The organism is Tropicimonas aquimaris (assembly GCF_042676185.1).
GTDB lineage: Bacteria > Pseudomonadota > Alphaproteobacteria > Rhodobacterales > Rhodobacteraceae > Tropicimonas > Tropicimonas aquimaris.
Genome location: NZ_JBHTJT010000021.1, coordinates 165,796 through 187,755, shown reverse-complemented (window position 1 = coordinate 187,755; position 21,960 = coordinate 165,796). Strand labels below are relative to the sequence as shown.

The 21,960-nt window shown below is 66.7% G+C and carries 23 protein-coding genes; 9 read left to right on the top strand and 14 right to left on the bottom strand.

Annotation, left to right across the window (positions count from 1 at the left end; all coding sequences use genetic code 11):
• The first annotated feature begins 329 nt into the window (after positions 1-329).
• The 3 genes from cobD (at position 330) to ACFQ2S_RS12810 (ending at position 3,581) form a co-directional block, all read left to right on the top strand.
• Entirely contained in the window at positions 330-1,307 is a 978-nt protein-coding gene (cobD, locus tag ACFQ2S_RS12820; protein WP_386074989.1) for a threonine-phosphate decarboxylase CobD, read from the top strand.
• Positions 1,304-2,221: an adenosylcobinamide-phosphate synthase CbiB gene (cbiB, locus tag ACFQ2S_RS12815; RefSeq protein WP_386074987.1), complete on the top strand. Its 918-nt coding sequence runs from the start codon at positions 1,304-1,306 to the stop codon at positions 2,219-2,221. Before cobD ends, cbiB begins: the two co-directional genes overlap by 4 nt.
• A gap of 148 nt (positions 2,222-2,369) precedes the next feature.
• On the top strand, positions 2,370-3,581 hold the full coding sequence (locus tag ACFQ2S_RS12810; protein WP_386074986.1) for an aminopeptidase P family protein: 1,212 nt from the start codon (positions 2,370-2,372) through the stop codon (positions 3,579-3,581).
• A 16-nt stretch (positions 3,582-3,597) separates the two neighbouring features.
• Here ACFQ2S_RS12810 and ACFQ2S_RS12805 read toward each other — a convergent pair whose 3' ends face one another.
• From ACFQ2S_RS12805 to ACFQ2S_RS12785, 5 genes are all read right to left on the bottom strand, one after another.
• A complete protein-coding gene (locus ACFQ2S_RS12805) occupies positions 3,598-4,734 on the bottom strand; it encodes an MFS transporter (protein WP_386074985.1) in 1,137 nt (378 codons plus the stop codon).
• A complete protein-coding gene (locus ACFQ2S_RS12800) occupies positions 4,727-5,494 on the bottom strand; it encodes a DeoR/GlpR family DNA-binding transcription regulator (RefSeq protein WP_386074983.1) in 768 nt (255 codons plus the stop codon). Before ACFQ2S_RS12800 ends, ACFQ2S_RS12805 begins: the two co-directional genes overlap by 8 nt.
• Positions 5,495-5,634: 140 nt before the next feature.
• The gene (locus ACFQ2S_RS12795) at positions 5,635-6,678 is read right to left on the bottom strand and encodes a hypothetical protein (protein ID WP_386074981.1); all 1,044 of its coding nucleotides are present in this window, start codon (positions 6,676-6,678) and stop codon (positions 5,635-5,637) included.
• A 183-nt stretch (positions 6,679-6,861) separates the two neighbouring features.
• Complete coding sequence (locus tag ACFQ2S_RS12790; protein WP_386074979.1) at positions 6,862-8,334, bottom strand: ABC transporter substrate-binding protein; 1,473 nt, start codon at positions 8,332-8,334, stop codon at positions 6,862-6,864.
• A gap of 116 nt (positions 8,335-8,450) precedes the next feature.
• Entirely contained in the window at positions 8,451-8,873 is a 423-nt protein-coding gene (locus tag ACFQ2S_RS12785) for a c-type cytochrome (RefSeq protein WP_386074977.1), read from the bottom strand.
• A gap of 338 nt (positions 8,874-9,211) precedes the next feature.
• Between ACFQ2S_RS12785 and idi the strand changes: the two genes are divergently transcribed.
• Entirely contained in the window at positions 9,212-9,745 is a 534-nt protein-coding gene (gene idi / locus ACFQ2S_RS12780) for an isopentenyl-diphosphate Delta-isomerase (RefSeq protein ID WP_386074975.1), read from the top strand.
• 105 nt (positions 9,746-9,850) lie between these two features.
• Here idi and ACFQ2S_RS12775 read toward each other — a convergent pair whose 3' ends face one another.
• Complete coding sequence (locus ACFQ2S_RS12775; protein WP_386074973.1) at positions 9,851-10,618, bottom strand: DUF1013 domain-containing protein; 768 nt, start codon at positions 10,616-10,618, stop codon at positions 9,851-9,853.
• A 122-nt stretch (positions 10,619-10,740) separates the two neighbouring features.
• Here ACFQ2S_RS12775 and ACFQ2S_RS12770 point away from each other — a divergent pair, with 122 nt between their 5' ends.
• Complete coding sequence (locus ACFQ2S_RS12770; protein ID WP_386074972.1) at positions 10,741-11,370, top strand: ribonuclease T2 family protein; 630 nt, start codon at positions 10,741-10,743, stop codon at positions 11,368-11,370.
• 190 nt (positions 11,371-11,560) lie between these two features.
• The gene (locus ACFQ2S_RS12765) at positions 11,561-12,148 is read left to right on the top strand and encodes a rhodanese-like domain-containing protein (protein WP_386074970.1); all 588 of its coding nucleotides are present in this window, start codon (positions 11,561-11,563) and stop codon (positions 12,146-12,148) included.
• 10 nt (positions 12,149-12,158) lie between these two features.
• On the opposite strand, the gene aqpZ is transcribed toward ACFQ2S_RS12765, so the two are convergent.
• From aqpZ to ACFQ2S_RS12750, 3 genes are all read right to left on the bottom strand, one after another.
• Complete coding sequence (aqpZ, locus tag ACFQ2S_RS12760) at positions 12,159-12,893, bottom strand: aquaporin Z (RefSeq protein WP_386074968.1); 735 nt, start codon at positions 12,891-12,893, stop codon at positions 12,159-12,161.
• A 109-nt stretch (positions 12,894-13,002) separates the two neighbouring features.
• Positions 13,003-13,992 (bottom strand): NAD(P)H-quinone oxidoreductase, encoded by a 990-nt coding sequence (locus tag ACFQ2S_RS12755; protein ID WP_386074967.1) that lies wholly within the window; start codon positions 13,990-13,992, stop codon positions 13,003-13,005.
• A gap of 64 nt (positions 13,993-14,056) precedes the next feature.
• Positions 14,057-14,824, bottom strand: a complete 768-nt coding sequence (locus ACFQ2S_RS12750; protein WP_386074965.1) for a COQ9 family protein — start codon at positions 14,822-14,824, stop codon at positions 14,057-14,059.
• Positions 14,825-14,941: 117 nt separating this feature from the next.
• Between ACFQ2S_RS12750 and rpsU the strand changes: the two genes are divergently transcribed.
• Together rpsU and ACFQ2S_RS12740 are read left to right on the top strand one after the other, a co-directional pair.
• Entirely contained in the window at positions 14,942-15,148 is a 207-nt protein-coding gene (gene rpsU / locus ACFQ2S_RS12745) for a 30S ribosomal protein S21 (protein WP_005614280.1), read from the top strand.
• 219 nt (positions 15,149-15,367) lie between these two features.
• Positions 15,368-16,093, top strand: coding sequence for a glutathione S-transferase family protein (locus ACFQ2S_RS12740; protein ID WP_386074960.1), 726 nt, complete (start codon positions 15,368-15,370; stop codon positions 16,091-16,093).
• 12 nt (positions 16,094-16,105) lie between these two features.
• On the opposite strand, the gene ACFQ2S_RS12735 is transcribed toward ACFQ2S_RS12740, so the two are convergent.
• The 3 genes from ACFQ2S_RS12735 to pheT form a co-directional block, all read right to left on the bottom strand.
• On the bottom strand, positions 16,106-16,555 hold the full coding sequence (locus ACFQ2S_RS12735; RefSeq protein WP_386074959.1) for a YtoQ family protein: 450 nt from the start codon (positions 16,553-16,555) through the stop codon (positions 16,106-16,108).
• Positions 16,556-16,582: 27 nt separating this feature from the next.
• Positions 16,583-17,182, bottom strand: coding sequence for a protein-methionine-sulfoxide reductase heme-binding subunit MsrQ (locus ACFQ2S_RS12730; protein ID WP_386074957.1), 600 nt, complete (start codon positions 17,180-17,182; stop codon positions 16,583-16,585).
• Between the two features lie 76 nt (positions 17,183-17,258).
• A complete protein-coding gene (pheT, locus tag ACFQ2S_RS12725; RefSeq protein ID WP_386074955.1) occupies positions 17,259-19,667 on the bottom strand; it encodes a phenylalanine--tRNA ligase subunit beta in 2,409 nt (802 codons plus the stop codon).
• Between the two features lie 296 nt (positions 19,668-19,963).
• Between pheT and ACFQ2S_RS12720 the strand changes: the two genes are divergently transcribed.
• Positions 19,964-20,224: a hypothetical protein gene (locus ACFQ2S_RS12720; RefSeq protein ID WP_386074953.1), complete on the top strand. Its 261-nt coding sequence runs from the start codon at positions 19,964-19,966 to the stop codon at positions 20,222-20,224.
• 129 nt (positions 20,225-20,353) lie between these two features.
• On the opposite strand, the gene ACFQ2S_RS12715 is transcribed toward ACFQ2S_RS12720, so the two are convergent.
• Together ACFQ2S_RS12715 and pheS are read right to left on the bottom strand one after the other, a co-directional pair.
• Positions 20,354-20,656, bottom strand: a complete 303-nt coding sequence (locus ACFQ2S_RS12715) for an ASCH domain-containing protein (protein WP_386074952.1) — start codon at positions 20,654-20,656, stop codon at positions 20,354-20,356.
• 101 nt (positions 20,657-20,757) lie between these two features.
• Positions 20,758-21,828 (bottom strand): phenylalanine--tRNA ligase subunit alpha, encoded by a 1,071-nt coding sequence (gene pheS / locus ACFQ2S_RS12710; protein WP_386074951.1) that lies wholly within the window; start codon positions 21,826-21,828, stop codon positions 20,758-20,760.
• Between the last annotated feature and the right edge of the window lie 132 nt (positions 21,829-21,960).

Genomic DNA, 21,960 nt, shown 5'->3' with positions numbered 1-21,960 from the left:
AGATGGAACCAAGGCGGGTCATGCACTAACAATCAAACCGGACCAGTCAGATCAGGCTCCCCAGCATGCCCCTGACGCTCGAGATGCCGCTTCCACAACCAGCCAAGATCTCTATTACTTTCAACGATCAAAATACGCATGTTGCCTCCGTGCCACTAATCAATCGGCACTTCCATCCGATCATTAACTGCGCCAAATTTCCTAACCAAAGGTTAACCGGGCGGACACCTTTGTTAACGCATTCCGACTCCAGCGGGATTTCCGACTGTACCCCAAGGGCGCAACCTGGTTACCAACGCGCGGGTGGAAGCAGGACGACCGATTCTCCGATGACCGACCTACTCAGGAGCGATGACGGGCCGCGCGACCACGGCGGCGGGATCGATGCGGCCGTGGCCCGCTGGGGCGGCACGAGGGCGGGTTGGCTGGATCTGTCGACCGGCATCAACCCCTGCCCCTATCCGCTTCCGGCGCTGCCCCCGGACGCCTGGACCGCGCTCCCCGATGCCGCCGCGACCGAGGCGCTGCTGGCCGCCGCGCGCGCCTTCTGGAGCGTGCCGGATCGGCTGGACATTCTCCCAACCGCCGGCGCTTCGGCCGCCATCGCCCGGATGCCCGCGCTCGCCAGCGGAAAGCGGGTCTACATCCCGCAGCCAACCTACAACGAACATGCCGCCGCCTTCAGGGCCGCCGGCTGGGAGGTCAGCGCCTCTCCCGAGCCGGCCTGTGACGCCACCGTGCTGGTGCATCCCAACAACCCGGACGGCCGCTGCTGGCAGGAGCGCGAGTTGCCGAGCGCCGGACTCCTGGTGCTCGACGAAAGTTTCAGCGACGTCTGCCCGGAACAAAGCCTGCTCCCCGTCGCCCAATCGCGGCCGGAGACGCTGGTGCTCAAGAGTTTCGGCAAGTTCTGGGGACTGGCCGGGCTCCGGCTCGGCTTCGCCATCGGTGCGCCAGAGCGCATCGACGCGCTGCGCGACATGATCGGCCCATGGGCGGTCTCCGGCCCCGCGCTGGCCATCGGCGCCACTGCACTGACCGACACGACATGGGCCACCCGGACGCGCCAGCGCCTGTCCGAGGATGCCGCCCGCCTCGACCGAATGCTCGCCCGTGCAGGCGCGCCGGTGGTTGGCGGCACCGACCTGTTCCGCCTCTACGACACCGCCGACGCGCGGGCGCTGCAGGATCGGCTCGCCGAGGCCCATATCTGGACCCGCCGCTTCCCCTATTCGGACCGCTGGCTCCGGCTTGGCCTGCCCGGCTCCGACGACGGCTGGCAGCGCCTGGACGCGGCGCTGCGATGATCGGCACCGAGACCGCCCTGCTCCTTGCCCTGATGCTCGACGCCGCGATGGGAGAGCCGGGCTGGCTCTGGTCGCGCTTGCCGCATCCTGCGGTGCTCATGGGGCGCGCGGTCGGCTGGCTCGACACGGCGCTCAACCGCGGCCGGCACCGGCGGTTTCGCGGCATCCTCGCGCTGCTGGTCCTTGTCATCGTGGCCTGGGCCCTCGGAGCGGCGCTCGCCCGGATATCTCCCTTCGGTCTGCTGGACATCATCGTCGCCGCGATCCTGATCGCGCAGCGCAGCCTCGTGGAGCATGTCGCCGCCGTGGCGCAAGAACTGCGTACAGGCCTACCCGAAGGCCGCGCCGCCGTCGCCATGATCGTCGGGCGCGACACAGCCGGGATGGACGAACCCGCTGTCGCCCGATCGGCCATCGAAAGCGCGGCCGAAAACCTCTCGGATGGCATCGTCGCCCCAGCCTTCTGGTTCCTGCTCGGCGGCCTTCCGGGGATCCTCGTCTACAAGGCCGTCAACACCGCCGACAGCATGATCGGCCACCGCACCGAGCGGCACGAAGCCTTTGGCTGGGCCTCGGCGCGGTTCGACGACTTGCTGAACCTCGTGCCCGCCCGCCTCACCGCGCTGCTGATCCTGCTGGGGCACGGCCACTTCGTCGGTTGGGGCGCGGCAATCCGCGAGGCGCGTCAGCACCGCTCCCCCAATGCCGGCTGGCCCGAGGCCGCCATGGCGCGCTGCCTTGGCGTCGCACTTTCCGGGCCACGCAGCTACGGCGGACAGATGCGGGATTTCCCATTCATAAACCCGGACGGGCGACGCGAGATCGGCGCGGCCGAGATCGACGCCGCAGTCCGTGCGCTCTGGCGGACATGGTTCGGCCTCTGCCTTTGCGTGGTTGTGCTGTCGATCCCCTGAGCCACTCGACAGCGCCCGGCCAAGCTGCCAGAGTGCCGGCGGCCGGGGCGATGGCGTCGCCCCATCGCTTGGCCATCTCGTCCTGAACGCCGGGACCTTTCTTGCGAGGGGTCCGTCACAGGTGGGACCCCCGATCGGAGGTCGAACCATGACGACTGAACGCCCGCAATCCTACCGGTTCCACAATGGCGAGAAGGCCGCCCTGCCCTTTGCCGTGGCCGAGTACGAGGCCCGGCTCGCCGGGCTTCGGCAGGCGATGATCGATGCCGGGCTCGATGCCTGCGTCTTCACCTCGATGCACAACATCGCCTATTACTCCGGCTTCCTCTACTGCTCCTTCGGCCGCCCCTATGGCCTTGTCGTGACCGCGAAGGATTGCGTGACGATCTCCGCCGGCATCGACGCGGGCCAGCCCTGGCGGCGCTCGGTGGGCGACAACATCACCTATACCGACTGGACCCGGGACAATTTCTGGCGGGCGGTCCGCCAGGTCACGGGCAGCGGCGCACGGCTGGGGATCGAGGAGGATCACCTGACGCTCCAGCAATCCGCCAAGCTCGCCGCCCATCTCGAGCCGGCCAGCACACAGGACATCGCCGCCGCCTGCATGGCCCAGCGGATGGTCAAGAGCCCGGCCGAGATCGAGTTGATCCGTGCCGGAGCGGCGGTGGCGGACGTGGGCGGCTACGCCATCCGCGAGTCGATCCGGCCCGGCACCCGCGAGATCGATGTCGCCATCGCCGGCCGCGATGCGATGGAACTGGAGATCGCCCGACGCTTCCCGGATGCGGAGTATCGCGACACCTGGGTCTGGTTCCAGTCCGGTCTCAACACCGACGGCGCCCACAACCCGGTCACCGCGCGGACGCTGGAGCACGGGGACATCCTGTCGCTCAACACCTTCCCGATGATCTCGGGCTACTATACCGCGCTGGAGCGAACGCTTTTCGTGGGCGATGTGGACGACGCCTCGCTGGCGATCTGGGAGGCCAATGTCGCCGCCCACGAACTCGGCATCTCGCTGCTGAAGCCCGGCGCCTCTTGCGCCGAGGTGACCCACGCGATCAACGATTTCTTCGCCGAGCGCGACCTGCTGCAGTACCGGACCTTCGGCTACGGCCATTCCTTCGGCGTGCTGTCGCATTACTACGGGCGCGAAGCCGGGCTGGAACTCCGCGAGGATATCGACACGGTGCTGGAGCCCGGGATGGTAATCTCGATGGAGCCGATGCTGACCTTGCCACAAGGCACGCCCGGCGCCGGCGGCTACCGGGAGCACGACATCCTCGTCATCACCGACAATGGCAACGAAGACATCACCGGCTACCCCTTCGGCCCCGGATTCAACGTCGTCCGCTAGCGCGGGCGGGGTGGGTTCACTCCCGCCCCAGCACCCCGGCCAGCGCAAAGATCAGCACCGCGAGCGCTGCAAGGAACAGGAATGCGATGCGCAGGGAGGTGAGCTCCGCCACGAAGCCAATGATAGGCGGCGACATGAGCAGGGCGCTATAGCCCAGCGTCGCGACCGCGGCGATCGCCTGCCCGGGCGGCACCACCGGATCGCGCGCCGCGCGGCTGAAGGCCAGCGGCACGATCGCCGCATAACCCACGCCCATCAGAGCGAAACCGACGAGCGCCTGCGCCAGCCCGGTGGAGGTGATGACAAGCAGCAGGCCAAGCGTGGCCGAGACCCCGCTGATCCGCGCCACGCGCACCGGCCCCGCGCGGATCACCAGCCGGTCGACCAAAAGGCGCATCACCACCATGACCACCGAGAAGACAGTGAAGCCGAGCGCGGCCCGCGCCTCGGTCACGCCTAGATCGACGGCAAGGAACAGCGCGCTCCAGTCCGCGACCGAGCCCTCGCCCGAGCCGGAAGCCAGAGTCATCAGCCCGACCAGCAGGAGCGCCCCGCGCGGCAGGGCGAAGGCCGGCGCGCCGGCATCGTGCGGACGAACGTTGGACGTCCAGGGGATGTAGGCGAACCACTGGAACAGCGCGCCGAACCCGAGAGCGGCGAGCAGGAAGTGCATCGGCACCGAAAGCCCGAGCGCCGTGGCGCCCGCGCCGGCCGCCGCTCCGATCCCCGCGCCGAGGCTCCACATGGCGTGGAAGGACGACATGACCGAGCGGCCCATGTGCTTCTCGACCTCGGTCGCCCAGCTGTTCATCGTCACGTCCATGGAGCCGTGGCACATCCCGAAGAAGAACACGGCCAGGGCCAGCGCGGGCACGCCCGGCGCCACGCCGATCAGCACCAGAGAGAGCAGATAGGCCCAGCCGATGCCGTGGGTGAGCCGCACCGCGCCGAACCGGTCTGCGGCGCGCCCTGCCAGCGGGAAGGAGATCAGCGCACCCAGCCCCATGACCAGCAGCAGAAGGCCGAAGCGCGCCTCGCTCAGCCCGTAGCTCTGCATCACGGCCGGGATGCGCGCGGCCCAGCTTCCCAGCAGGATGCCGTTCAGCGCAAATGCGGCGGCGACCGCGCGCCAGGGGGTGCGAATGTCAGGCATGGCGGATCTCCAGTCCGGTCGCTGCAAGGGCGGCGGTGTCTTGGGGGGCGGCATCGGTCACGAGCAGGTCGAGCTCGGCACAGGTGGCGACGCGGTGCCGAGCCCGACGCCCGAGCTTTTCAGCCCCGGCCAGAACGACGCTCCGGGCGCTGGCCGCTTGCATGGCGCGCTTGACCGCGGCCTCGTCGAGATGGTCTGCGGCAAGCCCGAAGCCGGCCTCCAGCCCGCAGGCCCCCAGAAAGCAGATATCGGCCGCGACGCCGGCGATCGCTCCGCAGGCGTCCGCCCCGGTCGAGATTCCGCCGAACGCCGAGAGCTTGCCGCCGATCAGGACGGTCTCGATCCCTGCGGCAAGCGTCGCGGTCGCCACGGCGGGCGATGGGGTCACGGCCAGCGCCCGGGGCAGCGGCGGCAGGCTGGCGACGAGATGCGCAACGGTCGTGCCGCCGTCGAGCATCAGCACCATGCCGTCCTCGACGAGCGGCAGGGCGGCGGCGGCGATCCGCCCGGCGGCAACGTTGGGGCGCCGCATCCGGGTCGCGAGCGGCTCGGCCGGCGGCGTGACCGGCAGCGCCCCGCCCCTGACCCGCCGCAGCGCGCCCTCGGCTTCCAGCACCAGAAGGTCGCGTCGGATCGTATCCCGCGACACGCCGAATTCATCGGCTAGCGCGGCGAGCGACAAGGGCACACCAGCGGCCGCGCGGGTCCGCAGGGTGGCCTGTCGCGCATCCGGGGTATTGAGCACTGGATCGGAGGTCATTGCGGCCTCATGCAATTTCATGCACATTTCTGCAAAATATTGCACACCTGTGCAAGACGGTTTCCCGCAGCTTGCAACGAAAAGCGCCCCGGACCGACGGTCGGGGCGCATTTCCTGGTTCAGAAGCGTCCGTGACCTGCTCAGGCCGGCTCCTCGGTTAGTGTGACGGCGCGGGCAATCGCCGTCAGATATTCCTGGTTAAGGCTGCTCATGACCCACTCCCTGATCTGCTCGCGCAGCTCGACCGGGGTCGGCTCATGGACGAGCGGTTCTCCGACTGAGAGCTTCGGCTGACCATCCAGGTAGCGCTCGTTCACCAGAATGCATCCATCCCGCGCTTGATGCTTCACGAAGTCGATGATCGCGGGATGGTCGAGCGTCAGCGATGGCGCGCCGTGAGCCTTGTCGAATTCCCTCAGCCGGTTGATCGTGGACTTTCGGATTTGCGCGATCTTCTTCTGGTCCTTCCCCTCCAGATCCCTCGGAAATGTCTCGTTCAGCATCAGGAGCCATGCGGTGGACGGCCCACTGAGGCTTTCATTGGACCGGAAGGAACTCGCCGGCATGGGAACCTGCAACCCCGAGATCTCCTGCAGGCGGAACATGAAGTCGCTGACGACGTCGCCTCCCACCAGATTCGAACGGTCGAAGGCCCTTACATGGAGCCGTTCGCGCCCGATCCGCTCCTCCCAGCGTTGCAGCGCCGCGGCCTGCCACAAGCCGGTGTCCTTCTCCCATGTGGCAAACAGATCGCGTAGTCTGGCACCGCCGCGGATGCGCTGGTTGGTCTTTGACGCGAAGGCCGAAACCGGGTCGCGCAGGTAGCAGATGGCATGCACATCGTCGAAGTTCCGCTCCAGCCGGGCGAGGAAGCCGGTCCGATGCGAGAGGTTCAGGAAATGCTCGGCCGACATGACGGCGACGGCGGGCTTTTCGTCGGCGAGCCGCGCTTCAAGTTTGTCCCAGCTGTCGCGGCTCCATTGCTCGGCGTCTTCCACCGTCTGAAACCGGGCCGCGAGGAGCGTCGGCAGGCGGTTCATCCGCTGGTAAAGGGTGGCAAACTCCCGTGAGCCGGCAATATAGGTGATCCCGGCGTCCTGCAACGCATCCCTGCTGGCCTGCAGCCCGAGTTGGATGGACGTGCTGCCCGCCTTGGGGCTGCCGATGTGAACGATCAGTTTCATGCTCGGACCTTCTCTGCGCGCTCTTGTTGTTTTTTCTTCAGATCAGCCGAATCCGGCTGTCTGCTGCGCGGCACATCACCCGTAGGACCTGCCGCCTCTGCGCCATTCCTACCGGCGCGCCAGGATGAGTGCCAATGCATTTTGCGTCCGGGCCGGCACCAAGACCGGCCCGGACGATCCGGATCAGTCGACCCAGCGGACCCCGGTCAGGTCGTTGGCCTGGGTCGGCGCGTTTTCCCACAGCCCCTCGATCTTCGCGTTCGCGACGCCCGTCTTGGCGAGCTGGAAAAGAAAGCCGTTGACGTAGTCATCCGCAATCATCTGCTGCGCGGATTTCAACAGCGCGCTGCGCGCCTCCGGATCGGTGGTTGCGTTCAGTTCCTTGATCAGCGCCTGAAATTCCGGCTTGGCGTACTGGAAGTAATAGTCCGGCCGGGCGTAGATGTTGATGTCCGCCGGCTCGGTGTGACTGACGATGGTCAGATCGAAATCCTTGCCCTTGAAAACCTGCTCAAGCCATTGCGCCCATTCCACATTGCTGATCTCGGTCTCGATACCGACATTGCGCAACTGGGCCGCGAGGATCTCGCCGCCGCGACGTGCATAGGAGGGGGGCGGCAGCGCGAGGCGCAGCTTCAGGTCGGTCTGCCCGGCCTCCTCGAGCAGCTTCCTCGACATCTCGGGGTCGAAGGCCGATTGCGCGGTGAGATCGACATAGTCGGGGTTGTGCGGCGCGAAATGCGTGCCGATCGGCGTGCCATAGCCGAACATCGCCCCATCGATTATCTCCTGCCGGTTGATCGCATGGGTGATCGCCTGCCGCACCTTCACATCCGCCAGCGGGCCGGCGGCGTTGTTCATCGCCAGGATCGTCTCGCCCTCGGTCGAACCGACGACCACCTTGAACATCGGGTTCGCGTCGAACTGGGCCAGGGTTTCGGGCGCCGGGAAGTTCGGGAAGGCGTCGACATCGCCGGCCATCATCGCCGCGAAGGCCGCGTTCGGATCGGAGATGAACTTGAATGTCGCGCTGGCCAGTGCGGGCGCATCGCCCCAATAGGCATCGTTGCGCGCGATCTCGATCCGGTCTCCCTTGACCCATTCGACCAGCTTGAACGGCCCGGTGCCGACCGGCGCGGTGGCCGCGTCGCCCACCGTCTCGGGGGCGAGGATCACCGCATCGCCCCAGGCCATCTTGAAGGGGAAGGCCCCGTCTGGGCCGCCAAGCGTGACCTGCACGGTCAGCGGGTCGATAACCTCGACCTTGGAGATGCCGTTGAACAGCGCCTTCTGCGCGTTGGTGGATTCCTCCGCCCGCGCCCGGTCCAGCGAGAATTTCACATCCTCGGCGTCCATCGCGCTGCCGTCGTGGAACGTGACGCCTTCGTGAAGACGAAAGGTATAGACCTTGCCGTCCTCCGACACCTCCCAGCTTTCGGCCAGACCAGGCACGATCGACCCGTCGGGAGCGAACCTCGTCAGCCCCTCGAAGATATTGGCATAGACCACCTCGTCGATCGCCGCGGCCGCGCCCCCGGTCGGGTCGAGATTTGGCGGCTCCAGAGCCATGCCGATGGTGATGTCTTCCTGTGCCGCGAGACTGGCGGAAGCCACCAGAGAGACGGCCGCTGCACCAAGCAGAGATCGGATGAACATGAGTCGGTTTCCCCCGGTTATGGAATTGCGCCGAGGCTACAGGGGCACAGGCCGGAGAGTAAAAGGAAATTCGGGACGCGGCTCAAAATCCCGGCCATAGGCCGGACCGCCGACGCTCAGTCGAGGGATTCCAGGAAGGCATAGAGGTCCGCGGCTTCCGACTTGAGCCGGACCTGCCAGGCCATCTTGGACCGTGCGCCGCGATCGCCGGTATAGCTCCGCAGGAAATCGTTCGGATCCTGCAGATAGGCGATGAAGTTCGCCTCGTCCCAGACCAGCCCATCCTCGGCCGCCGCCTTCAGGCCGGCCCCGTACCGGTACTCGGAATCTTGCCCCGCCGGCTGGCCTGCGATGCCGACGAGATTGGGCCCGAGCCGCCCCGTCCGCCCGGCGAGCGTCTGGCCGGCCGCGTCCCGCACGACGTGACAGGCCGCGCATTGCGCTTCGAAGATCGCAGCCCCCTCGGAGGCATCCTGAGCCAGCGACGGGCCCGCGCCGGAAGTCAGTAGCGCGAAACCGATGGCGAGCTTGCGGATCATTTGGTGGCTCCTGGGTCTGTCTGGCTGAGTGGGGGCGTCGAACTTCGCCTGAGGTCCGCTGGAGGTAACGCCGCGGGCGCGGCGGGTCAAACGCAACGGGCAAAAAGCCGCATCGCGGGAGCATGTTTGCGAAGCGAAAATCCTGAGGTGTCAAGTGCCTGGCGCGCCGGGCCGGCTGCTTTCAGGAAGCATGCGCGGCCCCCTGTGTCACCATGTCGAGGTGAAGTGCGCTGCGATCGCGGCTTAGATCGGGCAGACCCTAAAGCTCGCACGGACCTTGGCATTTCAGCCGGGGCCGGACAGATCGACCAGAGGCGCTCACGACCAAGACCGACAGAATGACCGACCAAATGATCCCCGCCTGGGTCGATGGCACGCTTAAGCCCGTCGACAAGTTGGAAGTCCACCGGCGTGGACTTCGGCACAAGGCGGTGTCGGTCTTCGTGATGGATGGAGAAAACGTGCTGCTGCAGCGGCGCGCCGCCACCAAGTACCACACACCGGGGCTCTGGGCGAACACCTGCTGCACCCACCCGCGCTGGATGGAGCCCGCCGCCGATTGCGCGGTCCGGCGCCTGCGGGAGGAACTGGGCGTGACCGGCCTCTATCCGGCGCATCGCGACCGGGTCGAGTACCGTGCGGATGTGGGGAACGGGATGATCGAGCACGAGGTCGTCGACATCTTCATGGCGATGGCGGAACGCAAAATGAAGGTCGATCCGAACCCCGATGAGGTCGCCCAGGTGGAATGGGTGGGGTTCTATGACCTGACAGCCGAGATCGCGCGGCGGCCGGAGCGTTTCACGCCTTGGCTCAGGATCTACCTTGACGAACACCGCGACAGGATCTTCGGCACGCTGATGCGGCCCTGAGGCGCGGGAGACGATCTTTATTCGAAAGATCGCGCCTCCGGCGGGGGAATTTGTCCCAAGAAGAAGGACGACCGGCGGCCAGAACGGCCGCCGCGCAGCGCCCGATCAGGGCTGCTTGTCGTCCTCGTCGTCCTCGTCGTCGCCGGAGGGCAGGTTGAAGAAGCTGTCGGCATCGACGATCGGATCGCGATCCTCTTCTTCCTCTTCACCGCGCGGGTCGCCGGAGAGCGTGAAGGTTTCCAGACCGGAGATGGCGGTCGGGATGCGCGGCTCCGGATCGGCGGCGAGCGACTGCTCGGTCGAGACCAGCTTGCGGCGCTCGTCGTCGCTCATGACCTCGCCGTCCGCGGCTTTCTTGGCGGCGGCCTTCTGCACGACGGCATCAAGTTCGGACTGCTTGCAGAGCCCGAGCGCCACCGGATCGATCGGCTGCATGTTCTGGATGTTCCAGTGGGTGCGCTCGCGGATCGACTGGATCGTCGGCTTGGTGGTACCCACCAGCTTGGAGATCTGACCGTCCGAGAGCTCCGGGTGGAACTTGACCAGCCACAGGATCGAGTTCGGCCGGTCCTGACGCTTGGAGAGCGGTGTATAGCGCGGGCCACGGCGCTTTTCCTCGCCCACGGCGGCAGCGTTGAACTTGAGCTTCAGCTTGTGCTGCGGGTTCTGCTCGGCCCGGTCGATTTCGACCTGATCGAGCTGGTTGTTGGCGACCGGGTCGAAGCCCTTCACGCCGGCAGCCACATCGCCATCGGCAATGCCCTGCACTTCGAGTTCGTGCAGACCGCAGAAATCGGCGATCTGCTTGAAGCTGATCGTCGTGTTGTCGACCAGCCAGACGGCGGTGGCTTTCGCCATCAGCGGCTTGTTCATGTCTGCCTCCTTCGCACATTTCTCCCGTGGCCGGGAAACGGCCGCAGCCTGTCGGGCCGCTTTTCCTCGTTTTCGGGAATTGCATGGCATATAAGGCGACGGCGACGGAAAGGAAAGACCTAATGCGCTGGATGCTTCTGTGGGCCATGCTGGCCGGAACCGCCTGTGCCGAGGGCGAGCGGGCCGGCGATTTCGACTATTACGTGATGGCCCTGAGCTGGTCGCCGAACTTCTGCGCCATCGAGGGCGACGCCAAGGGCGCCAAGCAATGCGACCCGGCGCTGGATCACGGCTGGGTGCTGCACGGGCTCTGGCCGCAATACGAGGCTGGCTGGCCGAGCTTCTGCAACACATCGGCGCGCAACCCGTCGCGGGGCCAGACCGCGGCAATGGCCGACATCATGGGGTCCGACGGGCTCGCCTGGTATCAGTGGAAGAAGCACGGGCGGTGTTCGGGGCTGGAGTCGGATGCCTACTACGCGCTCGCGCGCGATGCCTTCGAAAGCGTGACCCCGCCGGCGGTTCTTCGAAAGCTGGACAAGACGGTCGCCTTGCCGGCTGCGGTGGTCGAGGAAGCCTGGCTGCAGGCCAATCCGGAGCTTTCCCGCGACATGGTGACGATCACCTGCAGGGACGGACGGATCATGGAAACTCGGATCTGTCTGACAAAGGATCTCGACCCGCGCGCCTGTGGCAGCGATGTCCGTCGCGACTGCACATTGCCCGACGCGCTTCTCGATCCCATCCGTTAGGGCCAGCTCGGGCGAAGCCCTGGCGCTTTGCGATCTGGCGCCCCCGTGCTATTCTGACGCTACGTCAACTTATTGTTGCCGATTCTTATGCGGCCCCTTCGGGGACAGCATCACTTACTTATTTTTTTGTTGCGCCCCTGGCCGGGCTGGATCCGGTGGGATCGGCGCCCGACGAACCAGGAGAGTTACCATGCGATTTTCGTGGATATTTCCCGCAGCTCTTCTCGTGTTGCTGCCAGCTGCGGCCATTGCGGAGGACGCCCAGAACGTTCCCGCCAACAAGCAGACCAAGGCCGGCCTCTACCTGACAGCGGTTGAAGCGGCCGATATGCTGAAGGATGAGAGCGTCATTCTGATGGACGTTCGCAGCCGTTCCGAGCTCACCTTCGTCGGCGTCCCGACGCGGGTGAACGTCCATATCCCGCTGATGGTGATGCCCGAACATGCTAGCTACAATCCCGACAAGCAGAGCTATGCGCTGGAGAGCAACACCGCTTTCGAATTCGATTTCCTGGATTATGCGGAAGCCATCGAAATGGAGGACGAGAGGCCGATAATTCTGATCTGCCGCTCCGGGTCACGCAGCGCGAAGGCCGCCGACATGATCTTCGACCTCGGTTTTTCCAATGTCTACACGGTGATCGACGGGTTCGAGGGCGACAAGGCGTCCGATGGCCCCGAGAGGGGCCACCGGGTGATGAATGGCTGGAAGAATGCCGGTCTGGGCTGGGGCTACGAGATCACGCCGGAGCAGGCCTACCCCGGCGACCAGATGTAGCCACCCCGGGTCAGGCGTCGGGCGCGTCGCTCACCGCCGGCGGCTCGGCGGCGGTGTAGGCCTCGGGCTCCAGCATCTTCCAGATCACCGCGCCCACCGCGCCGCCGATGAGCGGCGCCACCCAGAACAGCCAGAGCTGCAGGATCGCCTTGCCGCCACCAAAAAGCGCGACACCGGTGGACCGGGCCGGGTTGACGGAGGTGTTGGTCACCGGGATCGAGATCAGGTGAATGAGCGTCAGGCCGAGGCCGATGGCGATAGGCGCAAAACCGACCGGCACGCCCTTGGAGGTCGCACCAAGGATGATCACAAGGAACATGGCCGTCATCACGATCTCGGTCACCAGCCCGGAGAAGAAGCCGTAGCCGCCGGGCGAAGCCGAGCCGTAGCCGTTGAGGGCGAAATTGCCCGCCGAGGAGAAGCCGTCCTGGCCATGGGCGATGATCCAGAGGACCAGGCCCGCCGTAACCGCGCCCGCGACCTGCGCCGCCCAGTAGGGCAGCAAGTCCTTGCCGTCGAACTTGCCGGCGACCATCAGTCCGAAGGACACTGCGGGATTGAAATGCCCGCCCGAGATGTTGCCGACCGCGTAGGCCATGGTCATGACCGTGAGGCCGAAGGCGAGGGAGACACCGAGGAAGCCGATGCCGACATCGGGGACGCCCGCAGCGAGAACCGCCGCGCCGCAACCGCCTAGGACCAGCCAGAATGTGCCGATGAATTCCGCGATGAGTTTTTTGGACATGTCGAAGTAATCCGCTTGCAAGAAATGGGCCCGCGCCGACATGGCCGGGCCTGCGCGGAGAATCTACGCGCGGCCTGTGACAATCACGAAACGAAAAATGCTGCGGGTCTCAGCAGATCCGAAGCACGATCTTCCCGACGTGGCCGGAGCTCTCGATACGCGCGTGAGCGGCGGCGGCCTCTTCCAGCGGAAACTCCGAGTCCATGACCGGAGCGACGCGGCCCGCCTCCAGCAGCGGCCACACCCGCGCGCGCAGCGCCTCTGCGATCCGGGCCTTGGCGAGGTCCGATTGCGGACGGAGGGTCGAGCCGGTGATCGTGAGCCGGCGCATCATGACCTGAGCGAAGTTGAGCTCCACCTTGGGCCCTTGAAGGAACGCGATCTGCACCAGCCGCCCGTCGTCGGCGAGAGCCTTGACGTTGCGCGGCAAGTAGCTGCCGCCGACCATGTCGAGGATCAGGTCCGCACCGCCCTCCGCGCGCAGGACCTCCACGAAATCCTCGTCGCGGTATTTGATCGCCCGCTCGGCGCCCAGACGCAGGCAGGCAGCGCATTTGTCGTCCGAACCGGCGGTCGCAAAGACCCTTGCGCCGAAATGCCGGGCGAGTTGGATCGCCGTCGTGCCGATGCCGGAGCTGCCGCCGTGCACGAGGAACCGCTCACCCGCGCGAAGACCGCCGCGCATGAACACGTTGCTCCAGACGGTGAAGAAGGTCTCGGGCAGGCAAGCCGCCTCGCGGAGCATCATGCCCTTCGGGACGGGCAGCGCATGGGCGGCCGGCGTGACCACGTATTCGGCATAGCCGCCGCCGGGCAGGAGCGCGCAGACGGCGTCGCCGACCCGCCAGCCCGAGACGTCGGGGCCGACCGCCGCCACTTCGCCGGCGGCTTCCAGCCCCGGCAGGTCGCTCGCGCCCGGCGGCGGGTTGTAGCTGCCGGCCCGCTGCAGGGCATCGGGCCGGTTCACCCCGGCATAGGCGCTGCGGATCAGGATCTGTCCCGGACCGGGTTGCGGCACCGGGCGGGTCGCCGGGGTCAGCACCTCGGGCCCGCCGGGTTCGCTGATTTCGATGGCGCGCATGGTTTCGGGCAGGGTCATGACCGGGCTCCTCCTTGGACTCGCCCCGTTTCTGGACCGACGCCGCCCGGTATGCAATCGGCGCTCAGCGCGGACGGAAGGCCGCCGTGCCCCTCACGCCCTCTTCGCTCTCGCCGGGTTCGGACCAGTGGCCCGGCATGTGCTCTTCCGTCTTTCCCGCGCCGGGTGCCCGGACCTTGCCGAGGAGCCAGTTCGGACCGGCGAAGAGCCGCTTGAGCACCGGGTTTCCCGACACCTGCGCGCGCATCTTCTCCACCCGCAGCACATCCTCGACTCGCCGCTCCAGAAACGCCCAGGTCGCCTCGTTGCCCTCGCTGTCATCCCCAAGCCAGTAGAGTATCGTGCTGCTGTAGACCGCCGAGAGGGAGGCGCGCTTGGAATACCAGTTGATGTCGTCGGAACTGTCGCCGAGCGCGCTCCAGATCCGGTCGGCGGTGGCCCAGATTGCGCGCGCGCCGTCGGCGGCGTATTGCGGCAAGGTCAGCAGCGTGGAGCCGCGCCGCACTGCCTCCTTGTCGTCGATCGCCTCGATCCGCAGACGGATGGCCAGCATGATCCGGTCGCGCAGGCGCATCGTCGGCAGGTCCTCCAGCGCGAGCTGCTCCAACATGATCCGGTCGCCCCGCTCGTGGTAGGCAAGGGCGAGGTCCACCCCGCCACGCGGACAGATCACCCGGCCGACGGCCAGGTCGACCCCGGCATCGCGGCAGGCAGCACGGAAGGTGGCGTCGCTCCAGCCGTCGAAGGCGACATGGATCAGCGCCGCGTCCAGGAGCCGTTCCTTGATCTCGGGATGGGCTTCGCTGGTGGTCCGGACGAGCGTCTGGGTCATCGGATACCTCGTGTTCGGGTTTTCGGCACGTGCTGATGGACATGGCCGCTTGCCTTTGCTATACGGCCCACTCCTGCAATCAGATGCAACTCTAACAGGAAAGGTGGTGACAACCACATGCAGGTCAGTGTTCGCGACAATAATGTCGATCAGGCGCTCCGCGCTCTGAAGAAGAAGCTGCAGCGGGAAGGCGTTTTCCGCGAGATGAAGCTCAAGCAGCACTTCGAGAAGCCTTCCGAGAAGAAGGCGCGCGAGAAAGCCGAGGCGATTCGCCGTGCACGCAAGCTGGCGCGGAAAAAGGCGCAGCGCGAAGGGCTCCTCTGAGTCAGAGATGAGACCCACGGCGCCATCTCCGGCGCGACTGAATTGACATGGCGGACGCCAGTCACGAAACCCCCGGCCACGTCGGGGGTTTTATTTTGCGCAACCGCCACCGCGTGTTCGGTTCGCTGGCGCAGGGGAGCGGTGGCGCGGCGCACAGCCGGCGGGGTTCCTTCCGGGCGGGGAATGCATAGATCGATCCGGAAACGAAAAGGATCAGACATGAACATCCAGACCCTGGCTATTGCGCCCGATCTTGCAAACTTTCCGATCACCCGACGCTGGCCCGCCCGGCACCCCGACCGGATCCAGCTCTATTCCTGGCCCACCCCCAACGGCGTGAAGGTGTCCATTGCTCTCGAGGAGATGGGACTGTCCTACGAGGCGCACCAGGTGCGGCTCCGCCCCGAGGATGTGAAGAGCCCGGAGTTCCGGTCGCTTAATCCCAACGGCAAAATCCCCGCGATCATCGACCCCAACGGACCGGACGGCGCGCCGATCGGGCTGTTCGAATCTGGCGCGATCCTGCTCTACCTCGCGGAAAAGACCGGCCAACTGGCCGGAGGCAGCGCGCGGGACCGGCAGATCGTCACCCAATGGCTGATGTTCCAGATGGGCGGCGTCGGGCCGATGTTCGGGCAGCTCGGGTATTTCCATTCCTTTGCCGGCAGCGAGATCGGGGACCCTCGCCCGCGCCAGCGCTACATCGACGAGGCAAAGCGCCTGCTCGGCGTGCTCGACGAAGCGCTCGAGGGGAAGGAATGGATCGCCGGCGAATATTCGATCGCCGACATCGCCATCGTCCCCTGGTTGCGGGCGCTCGGCACGACCTACAATGCGCTCGAACTGGTCGGGATGGAGGATTTCCCGAATGTCAGCGCCTGGCGCGACCGCTTCCTTGCGCGTCCGGCGGTGCAGCGTGGCCTGAACACCCCGCCGCGGGACTGACGCTCCGACGTTTCAGCCGGGCAGCGCGCCCGTGAGCACGTAGGTCAGGATCTGGACGACCTGCTCGGGCGTCTCCGCAACCGCAAGCGCGGCGGCGTCGATCTCCTTCAGCGCGTGCTGATGGTCGGCGCCGTGCAGCACGATCAGCGACTTGCCGAGCGCCGCGGCATAGCCCGCGTCGAAGGCGGCGTTCCACTGCTTGTACTTCTCGCCGAAGCGCACCACGACCACATCCGCCGCCTCGATACCGCGGCGAGTGCGGATCGCGTTGAGCTTGGCGCCCTTGTGGTCATGCCAGAACTTGTCCGGCTCCGCGCCAAGGATCGCCACGCCGCAATCGTCGCTGGCGGCGTGGTCGGTCACCGGGCTGTCGAAGCTGACATCCAGCCCCTCGGCTCCAGCGATGATGCGTTCGCGCCAATCGGTGTGAATCTCGCCGGAGAGATAGATTTTGAGGGGCATGGATCTTCCTTCGATTGCGTCTCTGGATCAGGCGGCCACGGGGTGGTGCCGGTTCAGGTTCCACCACATACGATAGAGCTCCAGCAAGGCAAGGGGGGCAAAGTGGATCAGCGCGGCGGCGGGGTGCTCCCAGTTGTGCAGCGCAGCCCAGTGCAGCAGCGTCAGCACGGCGGCCGGGTAGGTCCAGCGCTGCACGGCCTTCCACCGTTTCGGCCCCATGCGCCGGATCGCGCCGTTGAACGACGTGGCGGCAAGCGGGATGAAGATCGCGAAGGCGAGCCAGCCTGTCCAGATGTCGAACCGGCCGACCTGCGCAAGGATGGTCTCCAGCGTGCCCCTGTCGATCACGTAGAACAGCGTGTGCAGGGCCGCGTAGCCGAAGGCCGCGACGCCGAAGTAACGCCGGTTCTTCACCAGCCAGCGCGGACCACGCCAGCCCGGCAGCAGCCGCGTCAGCGGCGTTGCCATCATCGCGATGATCATGAAGCGAGCGGCGAATTCACCCGTCGGGTGCACGAGGACGTGCAGGATGCGCGAATTGGTGGAGGCTGAGAGCTCCCACAGCATACCCGCGGCGGGCAGTGCGAGAAAACCCCAGAGGAGGTAGGGAGAAAGACGTTTGAGCATGGAGACCCCGTTTCGGTGGCTGGGTAATGCCACTGAAACGGAGTCGGCCGGGAATTCCGTCGCGCCGAGCGGATTATCAGCCGCGCAGCGTGCCGCCGGTGGCCCTGGCGACCTTCTCGATCACCTTCTTGCCCACGGCCTCGATCTCCTCTTCGGTGAGGGTCTTCACCTTCGGCTGCAGGCGAACGGTGATGGCGAGCGATTTCTTGCCCTCGCCCATTTGCGCCTCGGCCTTGGGCCCGTGGAACTCGTCGAAGACCCGCACTTCCTCGATCAGCGCCTTGTCGGCGCCAGCCGCGGCATTCACGACGTCCAGCGCCTCGACATTGGCGTCGAGCACGAAGGCGAAGTCGCGCTCCACCGCTTGCAGGTCCGACAGTTCCATCGCACCGCGGCTCGCGCTCTTTGCCTTGGGGAAGGGGATCGCCGCCAGGTCGACCGTGAAGGCCACCGCCGGCCCCTTCACATCCAGCGCCGCGAGCACCTTGGGATGCACCTCGCCAAAGACGCCGAGAACGTTCTTGGGCCCGAGGCAGATCGCGCCGGATCGGCCCGGGTGGAACCAGCCAGGCGCGTCGCGCCGGATCTGTACCTTGGCCGGGGCGCCGATGGCGGCCAGCACCGCCTCGATGTCGGCCTTGGCGTCAAAGGTATCGACGCCGCGGCGCGTGCCATGCACGTCGCGCGGGCCGGTGTGCCCCACCAGCAGGCCAACGGCCACCTGGTTCTGCTCCTCCGGCTCGCCGCCGTGGAAGGCCGGGCCGACCTCGAACAGGGCGAGGTCGGCAAAGCCGCGCGCCTGGTTGCGGGCGGCCGCCTGCAGCAGGGCAGGCAGCGGCGAGGGCCGCATGTGGCTCATCTCGGAGGAGATCGGGTTCTCCAGCTTCGTGGCATCCCCGCCACCGCCGAACAGCTCCGCTGCCGCCTGGTCGATGAAGGAATAGGTCACGCATTCATTGTAACCGAGCGCCGCCATCGTGCGTCGGGCCATCGACTCGCGGCGCTGCATCGGCGTCAGCACCGGCTCTGGCACGCCCGGCGTCGCCCGGCTCATCGGGACGCCCTGCAGCTTGGTGAGCGAGGCGACGCGCGCCACCTCTTCCACCAGGTCGGCCTCTCCCTGCACATCCGGCCGCCAGCTCGGAACATGGGCCATGTCGCCCTCGAGCCGGAAGCCCAGGGCCTCCAGCGTCGCGCGCTGCTCGGCGTCGGGGATCTCCATGCCCACCAGGCTCTCGACCCGCTTGGTGTCGAGCCGATAGGCGCGGTCGGTGTCGCGCACGGCGCCGGCCACGATCAGCTCGGACGCCTCGCCGCCCGCATGGTCGACGATCATCCGCACCGCATGCTCCAGCCCGATGGGGGTGAACGCCGGGTCCACGCCACGCTCGAACCGGTAACGGGCGTCCGAATTGATCTTGAGCGCGCGGCCCGTGTAGGCGATCTGGATCGGATCCCAGTAGGCGCTTTCGACAAAGACGTTCACCGTCTCCTCAGTGCAGCCCGTGGCGGCCCCACCCATGATCCCGGCAATGCTCTCCGGACCCTCATCGTCAGAAATCACCATCTGCCCGGCCTGCAGCGTGTATTCCTTGTCGTCCAGCGCCACGAGCGTCTCGCCGCCCCTGGCCCGGTGCACACGCAGGTTGCCCTTCACCTTGTCGGCGTCAAAGACGTGCAGCGGCCGGTTGCGGTCGTAGGTGAAAAAGTTGGTCACGTCGACGAGAAAGCTGATCGGGCGCAGGCCGATGGCGCGCAGCGCGTCCTGCAGCCATTGGGGCGACGGGCCGTTCTTCACCCCCCGGATCAGCCGGCCGGCGAACAGCGGGCAGCCGTCGAGCGTGTCCTCGTCGATCGTCACCGTGAGCGGCGCGGCGAAGGCGGCCGGCACCGGATTGACCTCGCGGGGGATCAGAGTGCCAAGCCCGCGGGCCGCAAGGTCACGCGCCACACCTTCGACGCCGAGCGCATCGGGGCGGTTGGGGGTGATCGCGATCTCGATGACCGGGTCGACCTTTTCTGGACGGTTCTCGGCCAGCCAGTCGGCAAAGCTTTGCCCGACCTCGCCCGAGGGCAGCTCGATGATGCCGTCGTGCTCGTCCGACATTTCCATCTCGCGCTCGGAGCACATCATGCCATGGCTCTCGATGCCACGGATCTTGCCGACGCTGATGGTGGTGTCGATGCCGGGCACATAGGTGCCGGGCTTTGCGACCACCACGGTGATCCCCTCCCGGGCATTCGGCGCGCCGCAAATGATCTGGCTCTCGCCCTCGTCGGTCTGCACGATGCAGACCCGGAGCTTGTCGGCGTCAGGATGCTTCTCCGCCTTGTGGACCTTGCCGATGGTAAAGGCACCGAGCTTCGCCGCAGGGTTTTCCACCCCCTCGACCTCCAGCCCGAGGTCGGTCAGGGCATCGAGGATCTCGTCGAGCGTCGCCTGGGTGTCCAGGTGATGCTTGAGCCAGGAAAGCGTGAATTTCATGGGTCGGCCCCTGCAGCATTCGGAAGTCGCGTGTCCTTATCCCATCCCGCGCGGAGCGTGAAGGCCTGACAGCCGCGAAGCCCCATTTCGGCCCGGATCGGCAGCCGCCGTCCGTTCCTGCGCGCGGCGCAACGGCCACCAACCTGCTGCACACGTGTTGCGCGAGCGAGAACAAAGCGCAGCGATTGTCGCCACACTCAGCCCCCTGCCGCCCCGTTTTCGCCACATTTCAGCCCTATCCTGAACACGTTCCCGGTGGGGGCCGGAACTGTGTTCGTAACGATTGGAGGCACGCTATGGGGGCGATTGCCAGGACTTTGGGTAATCTGGCCAAGCCATTGGCTCTCGGTCTGCTGATGCTGGTTGCTCTGGGGCTTCTTTCCAGCGATCCCGCTTCGGGAAACCGCGGAGCGGGCGGCTTTGACTGCCGGGGGTTCACCGACAACGCGGAACTGAACCGCACCATCTGCCGGTTCAGCCCGTCCCGGATCTGGAACACCCCGGTGGTGGATCTGGTGCCCTGGCTGGCGCCGAAGGAACCCGCGCCGGGATCGTGACGGTCAGCCTGTCGGGCTTCGGAACGGCGCGAGATCCTCGACCAGCCTGAACCGCTCGCAGACCAGCGCCATCTCTGGCTCGAACCCGCCATTGCGGGTGAAATAGGCGCGGTGCCCGTCGCGCCAGCCCTAAAGGCTGTCGTCCTCGCCCTCGGCGAGGGCGAAATTTTCGGGCACGTCATTGAAAGCAAGGATCTCCACGCTCACCGTCTCGATCACCAGCGCCGGCCGGCCATCCCAGTCCAGCGCGATGTCCCTGCGGCCCGGTGACGGAAGCGCCTCGCCGCCGGCCTCGAAATCCCGCAAGGCCCCGCAGGTCGCCGTCTTGACCCCGGCGCGCACCAGCGCCAGCAGCCGGTCGCACAGAGCGCGGCTGTCGCCGAAGGTGAAGGTCTCCGCTCCCGGATAGCGCTGCCTGATCTCTTCGCGCATACCCTCTCCTTCCATCGCCCCGCCGCGCAGCGGCGCCCGGCCCCAAGGGGCGTCGATGCCTCCGGCATCGTCGGCCGAGGGGCACCCCCGGCCGCCGTGGCTCAGCGGTTCAGCCCGCCGTGCACCGTCGGCATGTCGAGCGTCGCGAAGCCGTAGTGGCGCAGCCAGCGCAGGTCGCTGTCGAAAAAGGCGCGCAGATCCGGGATCCCGTATTTCAGCATCGCCAGCCGGTCGATCCCGATGCCGAAGGCAAAGCCCTGCCAGGCCACCGGGTCGATGTTGCCGGCGGTGAGCACCTTGGGATGCACCATGCCCGAACCCAGAACTTCCAGCCAGTCGTCGCCCTCGCCGACCTTCACCGTGCCGCCTTCCCAGGAGCAGCGAATGTCGACTTCGGCAGAGGGTTCGGTGAACGGGAAGTGCGAGGCGCGGAACCGCGTCTCGACATGGGTGCCGAAGAAGGCGGAAAAGAACTCCTCTAGTACCCACTTCAGGTTGGCCATCGAGATGTCCTTGCCGATCGCCAGCCCCTCGACCTGGTGGAACATCGGCGTGTGCGTCTGGTCGTAGTCGCAGCGATAGACCCGGCCCGGGCAGATGATCCGGATCGGTGCACCGTGCTTCATCATCGAGCGGATCTGCACCGGCGACGTATGCGTGCGCAACACGTGCGGCGCACGATTGTCGCCCTCGGCGCGCGCCATGTAGAACGTGTCCATCTCGGCCCGCGCGGGGTGGTGGCCGGGGATGTTCAGCGCGTCGAAATTGTGCCAGTCGTCTTCGACCTGCGGGCCTTCGGCCACCGCAAAGCCCATGTCGGCGAAGATCGCGGTGACTTCTTCGGTCACCTGGCTGATCGGGTGGATCGTGCCCTGCCGGCGCGGCCGGCCGGGCAGCGTCACGTCGAGCCACTCGGCCCGCAGCCGCTCTTCCAGAGCCACGTCGGCCAGCGACGCCTTCCTGGCCGCCAGGGCGGAGTTGATCTCGTCCTTCAGCGCGTTCAGCGCGGGGCCTGCGACTTGGCGCTCCTCCGGGCTCATCTTGCCCAGCTCTCGCATCTTCAGGCTCACCTCGCCCTTCTTGCCGACGGCCTGCACCCGCAGGGCCTCCAACGCGCCCTCGTCGGCCGCCTCGGCAATCGCCGCGATGTATTTCTGCCTCAGCTCTTCCATGGCTGGCTCCCGTCACTCCGCTCAGCGCCGACCGCAAGGGGCAGCGCCGAAAAACCTGCGCGTGGGTATCACACCGGCGTTCAAAGGCAAGGGCGCCTGCGCCCTGCGACCTGTCGGCGCGGAACTGCGGCG